The 21,188-nt window shown below is 38.0% G+C and carries 12 protein-coding genes; 5 read left to right on the top strand and 7 right to left on the bottom strand.

Going from position 1 to position 21,188, the window contains the following annotated elements; translation table 11 throughout:
* Positions 1-295 precede the first annotated feature (295 nt).
* Together BWI92_RS05155 and cobA are read left to right on the top strand one after the other, a co-directional pair.
* On the top strand, positions 296-2,398 hold the full coding sequence (locus tag BWI92_RS05155; protein ID WP_095161050.1) for a nitrite reductase: 2,103 nt from the start codon (positions 296-298) through the stop codon (positions 2,396-2,398).
* Positions 2,399-2,609: 211 nt separating this feature from the next.
* Positions 2,610-3,398: a uroporphyrinogen-III C-methyltransferase gene (cobA, locus tag BWI92_RS05150; RefSeq protein ID WP_095161049.1), complete on the top strand. Its 789-nt coding sequence runs from the start codon at positions 2,610-2,612 to the stop codon at positions 3,396-3,398.
* Positions 3,399-3,501: 103 nt separating this feature from the next.
* On the opposite strand, the gene BWI92_RS05145 is transcribed toward cobA, so the two are convergent.
* Both BWI92_RS05145 and BWI92_RS05140 read right to left on the bottom strand, forming a co-directional pair.
* Positions 3,502-4,353, bottom strand: coding sequence for a 5'-methylthioadenosine/adenosylhomocysteine nucleosidase (locus tag BWI92_RS05145; RefSeq protein ID WP_095161048.1), 852 nt, complete (start codon positions 4,351-4,353; stop codon positions 3,502-3,504).
* Between the two features lie 151 nt (positions 4,354-4,504).
* Entirely contained in the window at positions 4,505-5,815 is a 1,311-nt protein-coding gene (locus BWI92_RS05140) for an NCS2 family permease (RefSeq protein WP_095161047.1), read from the bottom strand.
* Between the two features lie 534 nt (positions 5,816-6,349).
* Here BWI92_RS05140 and lon point away from each other — a divergent pair.
* Complete coding sequence (gene lon, locus BWI92_RS05135; protein WP_095161046.1) at positions 6,350-8,836, top strand: endopeptidase La; 2,487 nt, start codon at positions 6,350-6,352, stop codon at positions 8,834-8,836.
* A gap of 112 nt (positions 8,837-8,948) precedes the next feature.
* On the top strand, positions 8,949-9,836 hold the full coding sequence (locus tag BWI92_RS05130; protein WP_095161045.1) for an AAA family ATPase: 888 nt from the start codon (positions 8,949-8,951) through the stop codon (positions 9,834-9,836).
* Positions 9,837-10,129: 293 nt separating this feature from the next.
* Here BWI92_RS05130 and BWI92_RS05125 read toward each other — a convergent pair whose 3' ends face one another.
* The 4 genes from BWI92_RS05125 to BWI92_RS05110 form a co-directional block, all read right to left on the bottom strand.
* A complete protein-coding gene (locus tag BWI92_RS05125) occupies positions 10,130-11,602 on the bottom strand; it encodes a DUF4301 family protein (protein ID WP_095161044.1) in 1,473 nt (490 codons plus the stop codon).
* 480 nt (positions 11,603-12,082) lie between these two features.
* The gene (locus BWI92_RS05120) at positions 12,083-13,336 is read right to left on the bottom strand and encodes an amidohydrolase family protein (protein ID WP_095161043.1); all 1,254 of its coding nucleotides are present in this window, start codon (positions 13,334-13,336) and stop codon (positions 12,083-12,085) included.
* Positions 13,337-13,543: 207 nt separating this feature from the next.
* The gene (locus tag BWI92_RS05115) at positions 13,544-16,714 is read right to left on the bottom strand and encodes a hypothetical protein (protein ID WP_095161042.1); all 3,171 of its coding nucleotides are present in this window, start codon (positions 16,712-16,714) and stop codon (positions 13,544-13,546) included.
* Positions 16,711-18,258, bottom strand: a complete 1,548-nt coding sequence (locus tag BWI92_RS05110; RefSeq protein WP_095161041.1) for a hypothetical protein — start codon at positions 18,256-18,258, stop codon at positions 16,711-16,713. Before BWI92_RS05110 ends, BWI92_RS05115 begins: the two co-directional genes overlap by 4 nt.
* Before the next feature lie 356 nt (positions 18,259-18,614).
* Between BWI92_RS05110 and BWI92_RS05105 the strand changes: the two genes are divergently transcribed.
* On the top strand, positions 18,615-19,850 hold the full coding sequence (locus tag BWI92_RS05105) for an alkaline phosphatase family protein (RefSeq protein WP_095161040.1): 1,236 nt from the start codon (positions 18,615-18,617) through the stop codon (positions 19,848-19,850).
* A 365-nt stretch (positions 19,851-20,215) separates the two neighbouring features.
* Here the strand turns inward: BWI92_RS05105 and prmA are convergent, their stop codons facing one another.
* The gene (gene prmA / locus BWI92_RS05100; protein ID WP_095161039.1) at positions 20,216-21,052 is read right to left on the bottom strand and encodes a 50S ribosomal protein L11 methyltransferase; all 837 of its coding nucleotides are present in this window, start codon (positions 21,050-21,052) and stop codon (positions 20,216-20,218) included.
* Positions 21,053-21,188: the final 136 nt, after the last annotated feature.

The raw sequence follows: 21,188 nt of genomic DNA, 5'->3' as shown, positions 1-21,188 counted from the left end.
CAATTGTTGTAATGTTCGACTTTTAATAACTACTTGTATGACGAATGAATATAATTGATTATTACTCAGCCACTAGACCATCTGGGCAAACTTACTTGGATTTTTTGAATGTTTAAAATATATATCAAACTTTTTTTAGAAAAAGCCTTGATAGATAGAATTTCTTCCTTAGTTTTGCATAAAAATCTACTTATTTTATAGAGTAAATAATGTAGGTGGATTACTCATTACACAAGAACCTTGTGCTACTTTGACCAGCTTAGGGTGTTTTGTTTGATTTTTAAACAGAAAAGCAATGCAAAGTTTCAGAACTGAACTCGAAAATCCACTTGTTGAAAAAGACATATTAGATTTAGCTCGTAAAATTGAATTATTCAGAGAAGGTAAAATCCACGAAGAAAAATTCCGTAGTTTACGTTTAGCACGTGGTGTGTATGGACAACGCCAGCAAGGGGTACAAATGGTGCGTATCAAGTTGCCTTATGGTAAAATGACCTTTAAGCAATGGAAACGTATCGCTGATATTTCGGATGAGTATTCGATAGGAAATTTACACTTGACTACACGTCAAGATGTTCAAATTCACTTTGTTTCTTTGGATCGCACGCCTGAATTGTGGGCACAATTGGAACAAGATGATATTACGCTTCGTGAGGCATGTGGTAATACCGTTCGTAATGTTACGGCTTCTATCACTTCGGGTATCGATACTCAAGAGCCTTTTGATGTAACTCCTTATGCTGATGCTATTTTCCGTTATTTCTTGAGAAACCCTATTTGTCAAGAAATGGGACGTAAAATTAAAATTGCCATTTCTAACTCCGAAGCCGATACTGCATTGACTTATATGCACGACTTTGGTTTGATTCCAAAAGTGCAAGATGGCAAACGTGGTTTTAAAGTAGTTGTTGGTGGTGGTTTGGGTGCACAACCAATGTTAGCGCATACAGCATTTGAGTTTTTAGAAGAAAATCAAGTTATCCCTTATTTAGAAGCTGCACTCAGAGTATTCGACCGCCACGGTGAGCGTAACTCTCGTCACAAAGCTCGTTTGAAGTTTTTGATTCAAAAAATTGGTTTCGATAAGTTTGTAGAATTGGTAAATGCAGAAACAATCGCAATCAAAAACAAAACATTTGAGATTCCTACTACTGGTTTTAGCGAAACGGAAATCGAAGGATATTTGCCAACTCAAACAGCATCGATAGTAGCTCCTGAGACTGAAGAGTATAAAACTTGGTTACAGTCTAACGTTTTTGCTCAAAAACAAGAAGGATATTTTGGTGTATATGTTCGTATCTTAAATGGTAACATTTCTTCTAACACCTCTCGTTCTTTAATCGAACAGTTGGATGGATATGTAGCAAATGATGTACGTGTGAGTATCAACCAAGGTTTGATGTTACGCTTTGTCCCAGAAGCCAATATTCCATATATCTACGAGGTGTTAAAAGCACATGATTTGGCATATCCTGGTGCAAATTCGATTGCCAATATCACAGCTTGTCCGGGTACAGATACTTGTAACTTGGCGATTTCGGATAGTACGAATATTACTTCCAAATTAGAAGCCGTTATTTCTGAAGACTTCCCTGATTTGATTTATAATAACGATATTAAAATCAAAATTTCAGGTTGTATGAACTCTTGTGGTCAGCATGGTATGGCCAATATCGGCTTCCATGGTTCATCTTTGAAGTCGGCCGATAAGCGAGTATTGCCTGCACTTCAAGTGCTATTAGGAGGTGGTACAGTTGGCAATGGTGTAGGTCGAGTAGCAGATAAAGTAATTAAAGTACCATCAAAACGAGGTCCTGAAGTACTGAGAGTGTTGTTGAATAATTACGAAGAAAATGCCACGGAAGGCGAATACTTCAATGATTATTATGACCGTCAAGGCGAAAAATATTTTTATAATTTACTAAAACCAGTTGCAGACCTTACTACTTTGAAGGACGATGATTTTATCGACTGGGGTGCTACAGAACAGTTTGCCACAGAAATTGGAGTTGGTGAATGTGCTGGTGTAATGATTGACTTAGTAGCCACTTTGTTATTCGAGTCAGAAGAGAAATTAGAGTGGACTTTAAATGCCTTTAACGAAAACCGTGTAGCAGATTCTATCTATCATGCCTATAGTGTGTTTGTAAGTGCGGCTAAAGCCTTGCTTTTGGATAAGAGTGTTAACGTTTCAACACAAAGTGCTGTTATCGAGAAATTTGATGAGCATTTTGTTGCAAAAGGCGAAATCACCATTGCTCAGAGCTCTTTCAAAGAATTAGTACTTCAAATCAACCAAAATGAGCCTAGTATCGAATTTGCAACTACCTATATCGCTGAAGCAAAAGCTTTCTTAGCACTTGCCAAAGCATATCGTGAGCAAACAGTAGAGGCGTAAGAAGTTTTGATTGATTATTTAGTGTAGTCATATACAACATTTGAAGGGGTGTAATTCAAAAGGCTTGTCCAATTGGATACACCTCTTTTCATTTTATTGAGTGATTTGTGAGTAAAAGATGGAGTACTTTTTAGTATTCTTATAAAAATTGACCTATCGTAGTTTGGTTTAATTCGCTTGCCATTACTCTGTGATCAAATACTTTTCGATTATGAATAATTTAGAAGCTTTTCATACAATGGAACCTAAGCCACGCCTGACGGTAGTCGGCGCTGGACCTGGTGACCCAGATTTAATTACCGTAAAAGCCACTAAAGCATTAGCTTCGGCAGATGTGGTGCTTTATGATGCGCTAATTGCTCCTGAATTATTGGACTATTGTAAACCAGAAGCCGAAAAAATTTACGTCGGTAAACGCCCAGGAGAAAGCCATTCTCAAGATGCTATTAATTTTTTGATAGTCGAAAAAGCCTATATGTATGGGCATGTGGTGCGCTTGAAGGGTGGCGACCCATTTATTTTTGGTCGTGGTATGGAAGAAATCGAGTACGCTCAGCAATTTGGGTTAGAAACAGCCTATGTCCCTGGTATATCTTCGTCTGTAGCTGCTGCTGGTTATGCTGGTATTCCGTTGACAACGAGAGGAGTTAGCGAAAGTTTTTGGGTGATTACTGGTACTAAATCAGATGGTTCTTTATCCAAAGATTTGGCACTAGCTTTACAATCATCGGCAACTATTGTTGTTTTGATGGGAATGAGCAAAATAGAACAAATCGCAGAACTATGTATTCAACAAGGTAAAGCAGATTTGCCTATTGCCGTTGTACAGCAAGGAACAACCGTTCATCAAAAAGTTGGAATTGGCACTGCTAAAAATATTAAATTCGTCGTTGAGCACAATAAGCTATCTAATCCTGCCGTTATTGTGCTTGGAGAAGTAGTAAAGTTTGCTTCAATAACGACATTACAGTCAATTGCACAAAAGAAGTTTAGTGTCTAGTACACATTCGACATATTAACAAGCCCCCAAGGCATGTTTAAAGATTATTAGTGGTTAGGTATTTAGAAAAGCTCAATAGTTATTACTATGAGCTTTTTTTGTTTTATAACGCTTTCAATAAACCTAGTACTAAACTAGCGGAATTGTAAGCGGCAATTTTTTCAAAATTGGGCATATCCTGATGAGCATCGCCATTGGCATTGTCACTTATGCTTCTCAAAACCAAACATGGTAATTGCATTTGATAACATACCTGTGCTACAGCCGCTCCTTCCATTTCGATAGCATCGGCTTTAAGGTTTTTCCTTAATTCTTCTACTTTTGATTGAGAATTAACAAAAACATCCCCTGTCGCAATGATTCCTGTCAAAATTTGAGGCATTCTATTATTTTTTCCAACAGCTTGATAAGGACATTTGGGTGCTATCTTTTGAGCTAAACCTATCAAAATACTATCTGAAGGTATATAAATCGGATTCAACTGTAAGGTTGCAGGATTTCTTGTTGGACGCAGTGTAATCCCTTCGTTTTGAAGTCTGCCAAAATCGTGATGTACGCAAGATTTGGCTATTACAATATCGCCTGGAGCAATACCGTTGGCAATTCCACCTGCAATGCCTGTAAAGATAAGCCTTTCAGGTTGCCAGTTCATCAGTAATAAAGTTGTTGTCATAGCGGCATTGACTTTGCCTACGCCAGTCAATGCGATTACTACCGATTTACCAGAAAGTTCTCCTGTCAAAAAACGAACTCCTTTTACTCGATGTTCTTCTTTGTTTTTGAGAGAATCCTCCAATAACTGGATTTCTGCATTAAATGCTCCTACAATTGCAGTAATAGTTTTAGTTTTTTGAGAAAAAACTTTGGGACTAAAGAAGCAAACCAAAATGAGCGTACTGATGAATACTGTGCGAATTGATGCACAAAAAGATGACTTTGGGCTAAAATTGAACATGTTTGTTGTGATAGGAGTTAATGCTTTTTACTCTTGGTTATTAGCATTCAGCAATACAAAGCTGATAACCAGAGCTTAAAACATTACTTAGCATTTGAATTAATGAATAGTCTTATTTGAAATCAATATGAAAGTCGATAAATACATTTTTCTAGTGTCCCCAAAAAAGTGCAATGAGTGCAAAAGCATCGATAATCCACAAAGCAAGTGATACTTCTTTTGATTTCCCGACAGCGACTTTGATAATAGTCCAGCTCAAAAATCCCCAAATAATACCTTGTGTAATCGAATAAGAAAAAGGAATAAGGACAAGGGCTAAAAAAGCAGGAACGGCATCGTCAAGCCCTGCCCAATTGATTTTAGCAATAGGTTTCATCATAAAAACCCCTACAATAATCAACGCTGGAGCCGTTGCAATGGCAGGAACAATACTCAGCAAAGGAGACAAAAACATAAATGGCAAGAATAAAAGACCTGCCGTAATGGCAGTGAGTCCTCTTCGACCTCCTTGTTCAATGCCAACAGCCGATTCGATGTAGGCTGTACCCGGACTTGTGCCCAAAATGCCTGCTAAAAGCGTAGCCACGGCATCGGTCATAAGTGATTTTTTGACGTTTTGAGGCTCGCCATTTTCGTCATATAAATCTGCAGCTTCGGCTATTCCCACGAAGGTCGAAATACTGTCGAACATATCTGTAAAAACAAAAGCAAAAATCACAGGGAATAAGGAGACTTTCAGCGAGTTTACCAAGTCTAATTGAAACAACAAGCTAAAGTCAGGAGAGGAAAAAATACCTTGCCAAGTAACTAATTGGGCATTGCCAAAATTGACAGCCGAGGCATCGCCCCACCAGCGTCCAATCGGAATAGCTAAGAGGGTAGTCAATATGATTCCTATAATAATTCCGCCTGCAGTTTGACGAACAATTAAAACTGCTGTTACGAATAAACCTATTAGAAAAGTGATAACGATGGGGTCTTTAAACGAAGCAATACCAACCAATGTTGCTGGATTACCTATGATGAATTTGGCATTTTCAAAACCTATTAAGCTAATAAAAAGCCCGATTCCAGCCGATATTGCAAACCTAAGCTGTGTAGGAATCGCTTTTACGATATAGGTTCTAACATTAAACGCAGAGAGAATAACAAACAAAACCCCTGCCCAAAATACAGCGCCTAACGCTACCTGATAGCTAATGCCCATGCCTTTCACGGCTGTGAAAGTAAAGAAAGCATTCATGCCCATGCCGGGTGCTACCACAATCGGATTTTTAGCATAAAGTCCCATCATTAAGCTACAAAAAAAGCTTAAAATAACCGTTGCCGTCAATACCGCATTGAAAGGCATACCCGCCTGACTCAAGATAGAAGGGTTGACGACGATGATATACATGGTGGCCAAAAAGGAGCTTACGCCAGCAAGAATTTCTGTGCGATTCGAGGTAATTTTAGTTGTCATGAATAAGGGATTTTTCTAAAAATACAGTCCAATTTAGACAATCCCAAATAAGATGTAGATTCTCATGACTTTAATACAATTTCTTATTAAATTAGTTTCAATACCAATATGACACTTTTTTTTACTTGAAACCGTTATATAAATTTAAACCTACCGATTACGAAAGTTATTTTGGGTCAGTTACTTACAAGAATACTGACAACTTGTTCATTGGCACAGCTTTTGACCATTTAATAATTCACTTAAAAAGTATTCAGATTTTACTATAACTTTATTATCATTCTGACACTTTGTCAGTTGAGCTACTTACTAATTTGGAATTAAGCGCAGAACAAAATCTATTTTTAACATCATTAATTTTTTCTACAACTTCTTCAAATTATGAGTAAAATTCATCAACAGCAGCTTGCTTACGGAAATATTGATAAACTATTGCTTCTAATTTGCTTATAAGCTCATAGCCAAAAGCATCATGCTGAATGTTACTTAATTATAATACCTTACCGCTTATCCAAATTTTTTTAGAGGGAGATTATGAGCTACAATAAAAAATTTTTTGATACACTCAGACTTGCCGAAATTTCGGATTTCGATGGGATTGAGTTGATACCTTTAGGTACAGAACAAGTTGATGACGAGAAGTTAGGAAAACTCTCCGATGAATTACCAATACTTCCTATTCGCAACATCATATTATTTCCAGGCATGGTGATTCCTATTACGGTAGGAAGACAAAAATCTGTGCGCCTTGTCAAGAAAGCCTACAAAGGTGATCGTACCATTGGTGTTATTGCACAGGCCAACCCTAGCAAAGAAGAACCTGTAGGTGATGATTTGTACAAAGTGGGAACGGTAGCACATATCCTAAAAATGATTGTGTTGCCAGGAGGAAATATCACGATTATCGTTCAAGGGCGTAAGCGTTTTGAAGTAACCGAGTATGTCAAAACAGAACCACACTTGTTGGCTAAGGTGAGCTATATTGAAGACACTTTCCCAACGAAGTTAAATCGTGAGAATAAAGCTTTGGTTCAGTCTTTGCGAGATGCGGCTGGAAAAATTTTATTATTAAATCCTGAAATTCCACGTGAGGCACAAATTGCCCTAGATAATATTGAGTCTCCTAACTTTTTGGTGCATTTCCTTTCAGCTAATATTAATGCAGAATTAGCTGAAAAACAGCAATTGCTCGAAACTTTTAGCGGAATCGAACAAGCTCAAAATTTGTTGGAGTACATGATGAAAGATATTGATTTGCTTGAGCTCAAACGTGAGATTCAAAGTAAAGCCAGTAGCGACATAGACCAACAACAAAGAGATTATTATTTACGTCAACAAATTAAGGTTCTTCAAGAAGAATTAGGCGTTGATAGCCCTGAGGCAGAAATTGATAAATTACGTGCTAAAGGTGCTAATAAAAAATGGTCAAAAGAGATTTCTGACCATTTCCAAAAGGAATTAGGAAAGTTACAGCGTACCAACTCCATGTCGGCTGAGTATCCTATGCTCATGAACTACGTAGAGTTATTAGCTGATTTGCCTTGGAACGAATATTCGAAGGATAATTTTGACCTAAAAAAGGCGCAAAAAGTACTTGATGCTGACCATTTTGGTTTAGAAAAAGTAAAAGAGCGTATCATCGAATATTTAGCCGTTCTGAAAATGAAAGGCAATATGAAGGCACCAATCCTTTGTCTTTATGGCCCTCCAGGGGTTGGTAAAACCTCTTTAGGTCGTTCTATCGCCAAAGCCTTGGGTCGTAAATATGTACGTATGGCCTTGGGTGGCTTACACGATGAATCAGAAATTCGTGGTCACCGCAAAACTTATATTGGTGCAATGCCAGGCAAATTGATGCAAAACATCAAGAAAGCTGGTTCATCAAACCCAGTATTTATTCTTGATGAAATCGATAAAGTTGGTTCTGACCACCGTGGCGATCCTTCTTCTGCTTTATTGGAGGTACTTGACCCAGAACAAAATAGCGCTTTCTTGGACAATTACTTAGAAGTAGAGTTCGATTTGTCAAAAGTTTTGTTTATTGCTACTGCCAACTCTCTTGACACGATTCACCCAGCCTTGCGTGACCGTATGGAGATTATTGACATTAGCGGTTATACTATGGAAGAAAAGGTGCAAATCGGCAAAAAACACTTACTTCCAAAACAAAAAGAAGAACACGGTCTCGAAAACAAAACGATTAATGTAACCGATGGTGCACTCCAAAAAATAGTTGAAGGATATACTCGTGAGTCGGGTGTACGTAAGTTGGAACAAGAAATCGGTAAGCTAGTTCGTAAAATTACCAAGGCAATTGCCATGGGTGATGATTACCCTAAAGTAATTAAGCCTGATGATGTAGTGAAATTGTTGGGAACTGAGATTTTTGATAAAGATTTATACGAGACGAACGACTTGGCAGGTGTAGTTACAGGCTTAGCTTGGACTCCTGTAGGTGGCGATATTCTCTTTATTGAATCATTGTTGAGCCGAGGAAAAGGAGGTTTGACTTTGTCAGGACAATTGGGTGATGTCATGAAAGAGTCGGCACTAACGGCACTATCTTACTTGCGTGCTCATTCGGATGATTATGGGATTGATTATCGTATTTTTGATAATTATCATTTGCATATTCACGTGCCAGCAGGAGCGGTGCCTAAGGATGGTCCTTCTGCAGGTATTACCATGACTACGTCTATTGCTTCAGCTTTGACACAACGCAAAGTAAAACCACACTTGGCTATGACTGGTGAAGTAACTTTACGTGGCAAAGTGTTGCCAGTAGGTGGTATCAAAGAAAAGATTTTGGCAGCTAAGCGTGCTGGTATAAAAGAGATTATTCTTTGTAATAAAAACAAAAAAGACATTGAAGAAATCACGCCAGCTTATATTTCAGACCTTACTTTCCACTATGTAGACCATGTGGATGAGGTATTGAAAATTGCTTTATTACCTGAAAAAGTTAGTAAGCCAATTGATTTTATTTTTCCAGAAGAGAAAAAAGAAAATGTATTAGCATAAGCAATCGATAAATAACCTTCGAGCAGCCCACTGCTAAAAGTTTATAGGATTTAACAGTATCCAACTTAGGCACAGAGCTTCTGACTCTGTGCCTTTTTTATGTTCAAAAAAGATGTCTCAAAAAGTACTTATTCTACAAGGAATTCCTGCTAGTGGAAAATCTACATTTGCTAAAGCGTTGGTAGCTGATAGTCGAGGTTTGTGGAAACGTCTCAATAAGGATGATATGCGCGCTATGCTAGATGATAGTGTGCATTCAAAAGAGAATGAAAGCTTTGTCGAACAGCTCCGCGATATGATGTTGTTTGAGGCACTTAAGTCTGGAAAGAATGTAGTTATTGATGATACTAATCTCTGGGAAAGACCTATCGAGCGAGTGAAAAAGGTCGTAGAGCAATTTCAAAAAACACATCGTACCAAAGTAGAAATAGAAATAAAGTCATTTGAAGCAGACTTAGGCACCTGTATTGAGCGCGATAGCCAGCGAGTGCCAAGTGTTGGAGCAACAGTTATTTCAAAGCTCTATCGTCAACATATTGTATCAAAAGAAGAACTATATACCTATACAGAAGCTGATGGGTTATTACCTCAAGCTCTCATTTGTGAACTGGATAATGTATTGGCAATAGCTCATCAGCGAAATCTACAAGACGTTTTTTTGTGCGAAAATGACTTGGTGCATCAACCCATCAAAGAGTTACTAGATATTTACCGAGCAGCCAATTACCGAATCATTTTGCTAACCCAGCGCCCAGAAAACTATCGTCGACAAACACAAAATTGGCTCTATTACAATCGCATCGAGTTTGATGAATTATTGATGTATCCTTCTGGTGCAAAAGGAATTCGAGTAAAAAAAGAGTTGTATGAACAACATATTTCTTCCAAATATCAGGTAAAACTAGCTTTGGAAACCCAACAAGAAGCAATAGACCTTTGGCGTTTAGAACTAGGTATTCCATGCTTGCAAGTGGGATATGGAGATTTATACTTAGTATAAATACTGAATTGTGAGCGGTGAACTTGGTCTGTCCGAAGGATTTACAACAATTTCAGATTTGGGATTTCTGATTTCGGAAATAAAGTAAAATACGATTATTTTTTACAAAATGTAGAAGCTTACATTTCCGAAATCCAACATTCGATATCCGAAATGGTTTTTATAATCCTTCGTACAAACCAAATTCACAACTCATAATTCAGTACTACTACCTAGACTTTATTCGTAGATAATAAAAAAACCCTCAAATGAGCCATACACATTTGAGGGTTTTAAACTTATAATATACACTATTATTGGTGTTCGTCTCTTAAAAGGTCGTTTACCGTTTTTACGGGATTGAACGTAATCAATGGAACTTCTACAAAAACAGTATTCCAATCAGACATAGCGCCATTCCATAAACCTGGAAGTTCTTGTGCCTTTACTTCTTTTCCGTCACGAGATTTCACCGTTACGAAGCCAGTTTTAGGGTCTCTAAATTGCAATAAATTGAATTTTTCGCCTTTACCATTCTTCAAACCACAGATCAAATCAACTGGGTTAAAGTGAGTAGAGTTATTGAAAATGGCTTTTTGCTCATCACTGTCTACATCTATTTGAGCAGACTCTACAATTTGCAATGAAGCTGTTCCATCTGAGTTTTTGCACCAGAAAGGACCGCCGCCAGGTTCGCCAGTGTTTTTCACAACACCACACACACGAATAGGACGATTCAATTTTGTTTTGAAATATGCTACTTTTTGCTCGTCTGAGTAAGTATCGAAGCCCGCTGGAGGTAGTACGCAAATCTCTTTTTCGTAGAATTCAGCTAACTCAGCTAATAATTCTGGCGTTACACCAGCTTCTAAGGCAGCCTCAAAGGCAAAGATTTTTGATTGATAATTCAACAAAATACCTGCAAGTGCTTTCTTATAATCATAAGTTGTACCTTTCAAGCGATCTGGAACAACGTTGTCGATATTCTTGATAAATACGATGTCTGCATCGATATCATTCAAGTTTTCAATCAAAGCACCATGACCCGCAGGACGGAACAATAAGGTATCATCTTTTTCACGGAATGGAGAATTGTCCATATTTACCGCGATGGTATCTGTTGAGCCTTTTTGTTCAGAGAATGAAACGTTAAATTTCGTATTTAAAGCTCTTTGATAGTACGGCAAGATACTTTTGGTTAAGCCTTGGAAACCAGCGTTGTATTCTGGCGATACCGTAAAGTGCAAGTTGGCAACACCTTCCGAAGCACCGTAGTTAGCAGCCTCGATAATATGTTCCTCTAATGGCGTACGACAACCCTCTGGGTAGGTATGAAATTTCAACAAACCTTTTGGTAAATAGCCGTAGTTTAATCCTTTTTCGGTCAAGAAATACTCTGCAATAGTCTGCTTATCTGCATCTTCTGGAATTAACTCCAATAAGTCTTTGTAAAAGGCAAATAAAGGAAGTTTTTCAAAAAACTGATCTACCGATTTATCTGCTTTGTTTTCTGTCAGGAAAGTAAAAAGGGACTTAAACATACGAGTAGCGGCTCCAGATGCAGGCACAAACTTTAATAAGTTGAGACCCGCTGAATTTTGAGCATAGCTATCGGCATATTGCTTCACTTCTTCATCCGATAAGCGAATTACACCGTCGTTGACAGTTGCTGCTTTTTCTAGACTCATGAATGGGAATCCCGTTCTGAAGTCTTCAATTTGCTGCTCTACCGTCTCTATCGCAATGTTTTTGGATTGAATTTGTAAAAGGTCTTTTTCTGAAAACATAGTCGCTTTGGAGTAAGAGTATTTTTAATGGAATAATATCTATATTACTTATTTAATTGGTACTGAATTGCTGAGTTGTGGTTGGTGCAAAGCTCCAAAACGTATAACTTATTGGTCTTTCAACCCAATATTTCTATGGTAAAAAATCTTTTTCCCATCAACAAATATACTTTTTTTGGATAGCATATTTGTATAAAAGTTAGTGAGCGGTAGCGATTACCATAAATCTAATTTTCTTCTGCCCAAATGCTTTTTACACTTGTAAAAGTAGAGGTTCATATTCTTTTCATAGTCATGACTAGGTTAAAGATGTAGAGTATCCACGTTGGTTTATCTAGCAAGTTTTTTAGGCAGCTTTGGATTTAGTAATTGAAGCCAAACCCGCTTTAATATCATGCTTAGAAGGCCAATAGATTTTAAATATACTCATTTGTTTGGGAAGCCTTTATCTACTTTTACTTTTTTTTACTCAATAATTTATTAATCGACTTTAATTCCTCCTTTGAGTACTATTTTCACCTTTCTAATGGCTTTAATATCTTGTATTGGATTTCCCTCCACCACAACAATATCCGCTAAATTCCCAGCCTTGATTCTACCAAGTTCTTTTAATTTAAAGACATCTGCATTGATAGACGTACTCGAACGCAATACATCTAATGGCTTCATCCCATATTCTACCATCAATTCTAATTCCCGTGCATTATCGCCATGGTTAAATACGCCAACGTCGCCTCCCATACAAATTTTCACGCCTGATTCTAAAGCCTGCTTGAAAGCTTTACGCTTAGTTACTATACGCTCTGGTTCGGGATCTTGTCCTTTTTTCCACCCTCTATATTGCGAAATAGCGTCACCAGCAGCCAAAGTTGGACAAAAACATACATCGTGTTGTTTCATCAAGGCAAAAACCTCTGGCGTAGCATTATCGCCATGTTCAATGGTCTTGACACCTGCCATTACGGCTCTGCGAATACCTTCTGCTGTAGAAGCATGTGCCACTACGTCCCGTCCTGAACTGCGGGCTATATCAACCACCATTTTGAGTTCTGATTCTAAAAAGGTAGGTTGAGCATCTTTAAATAAACCCCATCGGTAATCGGCATATACCTTCACGACATCGGCTCCTTTCCCAATTTGGGTACGCACAGCTTTTGCCAAATTATCAACACCATCAGCCTCTTCAGCTCCTTGTATTACTGATACATCTGACTGAAATCCTTTGGGCCCGTAGCTTCCTGTAGCTACGAGCGCTCGACCTGCAACAAGCATACGAGGCCCCTGAATGACACCCTTTTCAATAGATTGTTTCAATCCTACATCATCATAATCGGCGCCTTCTGAACCTAAATCTCTCACCGTAGTAAAACCTGCTAATAAAGTTTTGCGAGCGTGGTTGCCAGCCCGCAAAATACGCTCAGCGCGTGATTCTCGTAGTACTTGATCATCCCATGTGACTTCATTGTAGGGATGTAAAAGTAAGTGAGAATGCCCCTCTATAAGTCCAGGAAGCAATGTACAATTGGGCAAATCAATGATTTCGGTATTAGCTGGCACTTTTAAAGTGGCTCCAACTGCTTCTATTCGTTGATTATGCACTAATACTTGCCAATTTGCTTGAAGATTTTCACCATCAAAAACCTGGTGAGGTTTTAGTAAAATCCATTTTTCTTGTGCCATTGACTGTAATCCCGTCGCAAGTATGAATCCAGAGAGTAAAACTTTTTTTAACATATTTGAATTATATAACTCTAATCAATACAAGGCGAATCAAATTAATTAGAGCTTTTAGTTTGATGAATTTAAGAAGTATTCGCCTCAGGTAAAATTGCCTTCACTGTAAATGTAAAAATTCTCCATTAAAAACTCATCTTTCCATAGAGGTGATATGTGATGATATAGCAACAAAAAAGCCACTTCGAAAGAAGTGGCTTAATAATTTTAGAATCCATCTTTGGCTTCCTCTTTTTTCTTTTCTACTTTTTTAGTTTTATCATCACCTTGAGCGACTTTTTTCTGCTTAGTTTCTTTCACTCGATAAGCTTCCATAAAGCGTTCTACAAAGGCTAGCTTTTCCTCGGCTCCAACACCTAAGAAAATATAGGAGTTTTTGCCACTACCTTTTTTCACACCTTTTGCCTTAGCAGCTACAGCATTATTGAATTCTGCATCTGATGAAATTACGCCCATTTCGCCTTTGATATAACCCAAAAAGTACCATGTATCTTCGTTTGGCGCTAAATACAAATAGAACTCATCTCCCTCATTGGTTTTACGAATTTCTAGATACCCATCTACTTCCGAGTTAATATCTGTTCCGCCTATACTTGCCAAGCTCAGTTTTCCTGTTGAATAAAACGCCGATTGTTGATCCGAATAGCGTAGATTAACCTTAGAAAATACTAATGAGGTATTCAACTTAGAATTGATGGTATGCACTGGGACGTGTTCGTTTTTCAAACGACGTTCGATTGACTCTACGGCTTTGTGACCGACCAAATTTGCCAGTTTTGACATCAAGCGTTCTTTATCCTCAGGTTCATCGGCACTACCATTATCTCTTGAATCCAAGTTGATTTTAACAATTTTGTCTGATAATGCTTTTAGTACTTCCGAAGGCATCGGGAAATTGACTAATAGCATTTGGTCAAATTTATATTTGCTACTATCTATTCGAATATCCGCAAAACCTGCTCCTTGAATATAGTTATTTGGGGTAAAGAAATTGAATGCACCTTCCAGATTCAAAGTTTTCTTGGCATCATCATAGATATAGCGATTGGCTTCGTAGGATTTATCGGTTTCTTCTGTGCCTATTTCAAACTTTGATGATTTGGCAACATCTCTGAATTTACCATTTACGACAAAAATATTCTCGTCTTTGGCATCTGTTTTTTCAGATAAGAAAGTCGTGTAAAGTCCCGTAGAAGCTGTTCGGAAATGTAAACCAGCTAACAATTGCGTATTGATATCGCTTTTTAATTCTGGCTGTACATCTAGCGTTAGATTATTGGTGCTATTGCCTTTGTAGGGAATCCAACTAATTACATCTGAGCGTCCTTTGGTTTCGGGTTTAATAAAACCTTCCATTTTAAGATTCTTCTCCGAGGCTGTTAAAATTACATCGCCTTTGTAAAGAATTTTTGACGAAAGATGGAATTTATCTTTCTCATCTACTGTCGCTTTGGCTGTAGTCGTAATAGCTTTTACCTTTTTATTTTTACGGTCGTCAGCACCAATTTCTTTGAAAGTAAAGTTACCAATCTTCAGATTCAGTGTATCACCGACCAAGTTCGGGAAGCGATAAATGGCGTCGCCTTCAAAAGCATTTCTCGATAAAATTCGAATATTGCCTCCAACGAGTTTGTGATAGCTCGTGAGCGTATCGATTTCGAGTTTGGCATTGTAGAAAGTCTTCATTTCGGCATCGCGACGAATTGATACTTGGCCTTGGTCTGGAATAATTTTAGCATCAGCAGACTTAATAAAAGGCACGCCACTAATATTCAATGATTGTTTTTCGATTTCGTAAAGTGCTCCCGACCCATTGAATGTTAAGCCCTCTTGAGATGGCTCGATTGAAGTAAAGGTTGATGTTTTAACATCGCCTTTCATTGTAATATTTTTCTTATTAATATCCCATTCCGCACTATTGATAGAAGTACGATAGGCTGTATAAGGGAAATACATACTTGTAGAATCTTCGAGCTTGAGTACGGCAGGAGTTTTGATATTTACTTTACCTGTAGTCAAGTTGAAATACACATTCATATGCTTACCAAACAAGGCAGGCTTAGCCGCTTTTAGATTACTACCTACCATCAAGTTGGCTGGTTCGGCGGAGAACCCATCTTTTCCAAATTTGAAATTATCAGACTCCGTCTCTGAATCTTGGCGATGTACTTTACCAAAACCAAACATACCTGTCTGACGAACTAATAACTTACCTTCTAGTTTCGAAGAAGCAGCATAAAATTCAAATGAGTTTCCTTTGGTTTCAATCAACATACTATCCACTTTGGGTTGCCACTTAAGCGAGTAGTTTTTAATGTCTACTTTGGTAAAATAAGCTTGACCTACAGGACCTTCATTGATTTTACCGATGGTACCAGTAGCATTGACTGAGTCTTGCGTAAATACAGCCTCTTTAGCTTGAATTTGCGCTGTTAGGTGGTTGATTTCTCCAGCAGTATGCAAACCTCGCTTATCCATAATCAATGGTTCCTCAAACTTGATAAAGCTTTTGGTATTATAAAGCACATACTTACCCTCCGCCACTTTGTGACTAAACCCAAGGGTATTGTCTGGCATCGAAATCAGGGTTTCTTTAAAAGGTGGGAAAATACCATCTGAATAAAATGTTCCCACAAAGTCGATATCCTTGATATTTAAACTATCAAAATCAATGCTTGGTACTTTAAAATACACCTTTTTGTTATACGCCATTTGCCCGCGATAGGCATGGTCGAAATAGGCGGTAACGCCCGTAGGAACCACCAATCGAGGATATTCAACCAGTCTTTGACGACCAGATTTGTTGTCGGGTTTGTTGATATAAATTGTACCCGACTCATACTTCAAATCACCTCCAACTTCGGTTCTGCCACGTTTGGCAAGCTCTTTTTGTGGCACAAAAGTAATAGAGTCAATTTTGTTTAACTTGACACTAAATTCACCATAATTAAAGGATAAATCTTTTCCTCTAAATCTAAAATTACCTGTTTTTAACTCTCCACTAATACCGAAGTTACGGTCCTTATTTACTTTGATAAGATTGTCATAAGGAGCCATGTACACATTTAGTGAATCCGACAAATAAAACTGCTTAACCCCTCTAATAATCAACTGATTGTCCTTTAAGCTCAATGTTGCATTAGCTGTGGTATCTTTACTACTAGTTGCATAAAGCGATGGGATTAATAAGTTATCATAGTCTCGTTTGGTATTTTGAACTGATAAGTAATGAGTTCCCTTTCTCGACAATTTGATAGTTTCGACTTCAGGGTCATACTCAAAGTAACCCTTTTGCATCATTGCTAAAAATACAGGTTTGAGCGTAGCTAAGTCTTTGTTATAGGCTTTGGCTAATTCTGAAAGTTTTACGGTAGTCAAATTATTTTTTTGACATAATTATTAACCACAGTCAATGGATTAAAACCGAAGGTTTCCGAAATTTTATTGAATCGCTCTGGATTAAAATAGTCAAATGATTCGAATAAGGCAGGCACTACATTTTTAGCAACGAGTATATAAAAGTCAACCTTATGGTCACGCAAACTCCAGCGCATAGCATCGGCTGTAATTTCTAGTTTATGATAGCTATCAATATAACCCGCTTCCTTAAAACCACTTTCATCGACTTTACTTAGTCGCAAATTTTGCTGCAATCGGTCGTACGTTAGTTTTCCTAATGGATGATAAATAGAATCATTTTCGGCAAAATATCCTGTAAAGGAGGCGGCTGGTGAGGTAATTAAGGAATCTCCTATTATGAATTTTCTACCCGAAATCTTGAAAGCTACCTTTCCTTCTTTTTTTACTACAATGGTGGTATACTTTTCCTGCAGAGATGAACTCAACACTGTATTGCCAGACAAGGCAATACCTCCTTTATATTCAAAATCAGCAGATTTCTTTAGCACTGCTTCATTCTTGAAAGACATAAAACGAGGAAAGGTTGACACTACATTTTTTGGGCGTTTTTTACTCTGAAACTCAAACATTCCTTTGATAGGATTCGCAAGCTTATCGGCATAGGTCAGCGTCGACGACTCGGCCTTTAATCGTGGATTACGAATATCCATGCTATAGTTATCCAAAACGGCATATGCCTGTGGCAGTCCTACTGTTTCCCAAGAAAACTTTCCACCAGTACCGAGCAATACTCCATCTTTGATACCCAATGTAGCATTAGTACCTATCAAAGTTGCCGAATCGCTGGCGGTAACAATAGAAAGGTTGATATTCTTAAAAACAATCGCTGGACCAGGATTGATAAACAAAGGAGCGGTTTCTTCTACAGGTGCTGGGGCTGCTCCATTGTTGCTTGGTGTTGGAGGAGCATCTTCCCAACCATCGTTATTTGAAGGAGTAGTAGTGGCAGCATTGCTGTTGGTTGGCGCAACAGCAGTTGTATTTGAAAGCTCTACTTTTTGGTCATTATATTGAAAGCTAATATTCCCATCCAACACATACAATTTGTTGTAATTGGTATAATACACCGCCTTATTACCAAATAGCAATTTCGAAATTTCTATCAAACGAAGGGTTGTCTTAGTATCGTTACTTTCAACTGATTTGCGTAGTGTTTCGAGAAAAGCATCCAATGTAGCTCCCGAAAGTTGACTAGTAGCTGAACCTGTCACCACAACATCAAATAGGTTTGAAAAGTGGGGTGGTTTGTACCCTTTTTTGACCATAAAATTTGAAAGGCTCGCTATCTTGGTCTTTTGTGGACTAGCTAGTTTGTCGGAATTCCATAGTTTTTCAAAGCCCTTGGCTATACTTTCGGCTTGCGGATTACCCGATACACTCAGCACATTTTGGGCATCAGCCAAAAATTCCTCTGGCTTATCTGATAGTTTTAGACCTTGACCATAAGTTGTTACGGTAAAAAGTAAGCCCAGAACTAACAAAAAGTAAATTTTGAGTTTCATGGATAGTATTTTTTAGTGTTAGAGTGATTTGGAGAATTTTCTCCGAAACCATAGGATGTTCTGGTAAAAATAACGACTTTTTCGCAAAGGTATTGCCAAGTCCGTGGATTACACAGCTTTTCGCTAAAGGACTTTGTCTTGTAATGAAAAAGGGACTTTTCGTCGAATTTTGCTTACCTTGTCTTTCTAAAAAGTTAATTTTGATAAAGTTTTTAGCTCAATCTTATGTTGTCAGAACTTGGGCATTTTCACGCAAGACAATGCTTTTTTAAGAAAGACAAAAAATAAATCCTTTCGGTTGTACCGAAAACCCGAAACCAAAACATTATTTATCATTCATTTTAATATTACACTTCATGAAAAAATTAGTAAGCCTTTTGTGCTTTCTCAGCTGGGCATTTGTAAGCCTTGGTCAAAATAGCGATAAACCTTATGTTGTAATGGTTTCGTTCGATGGGTTCCGTCATGACTATGTTCAGAAATATCCTGTAAAACACCTCAAAAATTTCATTAAAAAAGGTGCCGCTGCTGAGGTAATGCTGCCTTCGTATCCAAGCAAAACCTTTCCCAATCATTATACTTTGGTAACAGGCTTGTACCCCGACCATCATGGTTTGATTGATAATACTTTTTATGATGCGGGTCGCGATACCTTTTACTCGATTCGTCAGCGTGATAAGGTAGAAGACCCTTATTATTATGGTGGTTTGCCTATTTGGCAATTGGTTCAACAAAATGGAATGAAAGCTGCTTCCTATTTCTGGGTAGGCTCCGAAGCCCCAATTGGTGGTCAATATCCAAGCTATTATCATCGTTTCGACGACAAAGTACCTCATCCAAAGCGTGTTCAAGCGGTATTTGATTGGTTGAATTTACCAGAAGCCGATCGTCCGCACCTGATGACGATTTATTTCTCGATGGTCGATACACAAGGACATGAATATGGCCCTAATGCCCCTGAAACCGAAGCTGCGGTGATGGAAGCAGACAGTTTGGTAGGTATGTTGATGAATGGATTAAAGAAAATTAAATTGCCTGTAAATGTTATCCTTACCGCCGACCACGGTATGTACGAAATGCAAAACCGTCCAGAGACGTTTATCATTGCCGATGATTTCTTGGAAGGGTTGAACAAACAAGATTTCCTTTTTGTAAATAATAGCACTCACGGTAATATTTTCTTGAAAAATAAAGACAAAGCCGACGAAATATTCAATGCGATTGCTGCAAAGGAGAAGCATTTTAAGATTTATAAAAAAGCAGATATTCCCGAAAAATTACATTTCAATACCAATGCTCGTATTGGTGATATGCTATTGGTGGTAGAACCAGGTTATGGTTTTTACAACAAAGAATCTCTTGCTAAAAAACCTGAAAAACGTAAAGTTTGGGGTGTACACGGATTTGACCCAACTGCTTGTCCAGAAATGGGTGCGATTTTTTATGCCAACGGACCCAATATCAAGAAAGGAGTAAAAATTCCGACCTTCCAAAATATTCATGTATATCCATTTATTGCACAGCTTTTAGGCATCAGCACTCCTCCAATCGACGGAGACCCAAAGGTTTTAGAAGGGATTATTAAGAAGTAAGTTAGTGGGCAAAATAAAACTCAACTATTTGGCTTTCGACTTTCAGCAATGGGCTTTCGGTAAAACATATCTTTAATTACTACAAAACATGTTAAAACTCTTTGCCTAGTGCCTAAAGCACACAACTTAAATCTTATTTTGCACGATTTTACTTAAGTGTTGAAATATTTGTAAAGAGGGCAATGGATATACCAAAAAAGGGATAAAGTTTAACTGATAAACTTTATCCCTTTTTTGGTATATCTTGACTAGGTATCTGTTCTCAGATAGCCATGTACTAAAGATGCTGAGCTTGGGAGATATAGAAAAACTTACATTTTGTACCACACTTCCGCAATCCAACATCCGCAATCCGAAATAACAAATTACTCTCTTTCAAAAACAACCGATGCCCAGTTATTTTTGGTATCAAAAAAGGTCTTTTTCAAACCCACTCCGTTGGCTACTTGCTCAATATCTGCGATGTCATGCTCGTAAAAACCACTTACCACCAAATAAGCTTTTGGTAACATATATGTCACATATTTCGGAATATCACGCATTAAAATATTGCGATTGATATTTGCCAATACGATGTCATACAAATCTGCAGGTTCGTCGTCGATAGTTCCTTGTCTTACCACTACGCCTTCGCAATGGTTCAACTCCACATTCTCGCGAGAGTTTTCGGCAGCCCATTCCTCAATATCAAAAGCCGACACATAGCTAGCACCTAATTTGGCTGCCATAATCGCCAAAATACCCGTTCCACAACCGACATCAAGTACTTTTTTACCCTGATGCTCCTCTGCCAATTTTGAGCCTTGTATACCCAAAACCATCGAAGTAGTTTCGTGGTGTCCAGTGCCAAACGACATTTTAGGATTAATTACAATATCAAAGCGGTGTTGGTCGTCTGGTTCGTGGAAACTCGCACGTACGCGTACCAAGCCATTTACACTGATTGGCTCATAACTTTTTTCCCACTCCTCATTCCAGTTTTTCTTTTCGAGCGTGCTGTAGCTATAACTAATAGGAGTCATGGCTAAGTATCTTTCCATGATTTCGTCAACGGTTTCTTCCGAAAACAAATCTTCTGTGATATAGGCATTCAAGCCATAGCTTTCTTCGGTAAAAGTTTCGAAACCGATTTCGCCAAGCTCGGCCATAAAAATATCTGCAAATTCTGGATTTACAGTGAGTTTCAGTTCTATATAGTTCATTACGATATGATGAAAATACGTCTGATTTGACGCTTCAATTTTTTACAAAGGTAGTGGTTTTTAGAAAATCGCAGATGCTCCAAAGCCCATAACAACAAAAAAGCCTCCCAAAGGAGGCTATTCTCAAATTTCATGC

This window comes from Flectobacillus sp. BAB-3569 (assembly GCF_002270355.1).
GTDB lineage: Bacteria > Bacteroidota > Bacteroidia > Cytophagales > Spirosomataceae > Flectobacillus > Flectobacillus roseus.
The sequence above is the reverse complement of the archived record's forward strand: the minus strand, read 5'-3'. Positions and strand labels throughout refer to the sequence as shown.

What these genes read in the sequence shown, in the direction of transcription:
- prmA (WP_095161039.1), bottom strand. Translation starts at nt 21,052, where the DNA reads ATGAACTATATAGAACTGAAACTCACTGTAAATCCAGAATTTGCAGAT.
- BWI92_RS05155 (WP_095161050.1), top strand. Translation starts at nt 296, where the DNA reads ATGCAAAGTTTCAGAACTGAACTCGAAAATCCACTTGTTGAAAAAGAC.
- lon (WP_095161046.1), top strand. Translation starts at nt 6,350, where the DNA reads ATGAGCTACAATAAAAAATTTTTTGATACACTCAGACTTGCCGAAATT.
- BWI92_RS05145 (WP_095161048.1), bottom strand. Translation starts at nt 4,353, where the DNA reads ATGTTCAATTTTAGCCCAAAGTCATCTTTTTGTGCATCAATTCGCACA.
- BWI92_RS05130 (WP_095161045.1), top strand. Translation starts at nt 8,949, where the DNA reads ATGTCTCAAAAAGTACTTATTCTACAAGGAATTCCTGCTAGTGGAAAA.
- BWI92_RS05105 (WP_095161040.1), top strand. Translation starts at nt 18,615, where the DNA reads ATGAAAAAATTAGTAAGCCTTTTGTGCTTTCTCAGCTGGGCATTTGTA.
- BWI92_RS05125 (WP_095161044.1), bottom strand. Translation starts at nt 11,602, where the DNA reads ATGTTTTCAGAAAAAGACCTTTTACAAATTCAATCCAAAAACATTGCG.
- BWI92_RS05110 (WP_095161041.1), bottom strand. Translation starts at nt 18,258, where the DNA reads ATGAAACTCAAAATTTACTTTTTGTTAGTTCTGGGCTTACTTTTTACC.
- cobA (WP_095161049.1), top strand. Translation starts at nt 2,610, where the DNA reads ATGAATAATTTAGAAGCTTTTCATACAATGGAACCTAAGCCACGCCTG.
- BWI92_RS05140 (WP_095161047.1), bottom strand. Translation starts at nt 5,815, where the DNA reads ATGACAACTAAAATTACCTCGAATCGCACAGAAATTCTTGCTGGCGTA.
- BWI92_RS05120 (WP_095161043.1), bottom strand. Translation starts at nt 13,336, where the DNA reads ATGTTAAAAAAAGTTTTACTCTCTGGATTCATACTTGCGACGGGATTA.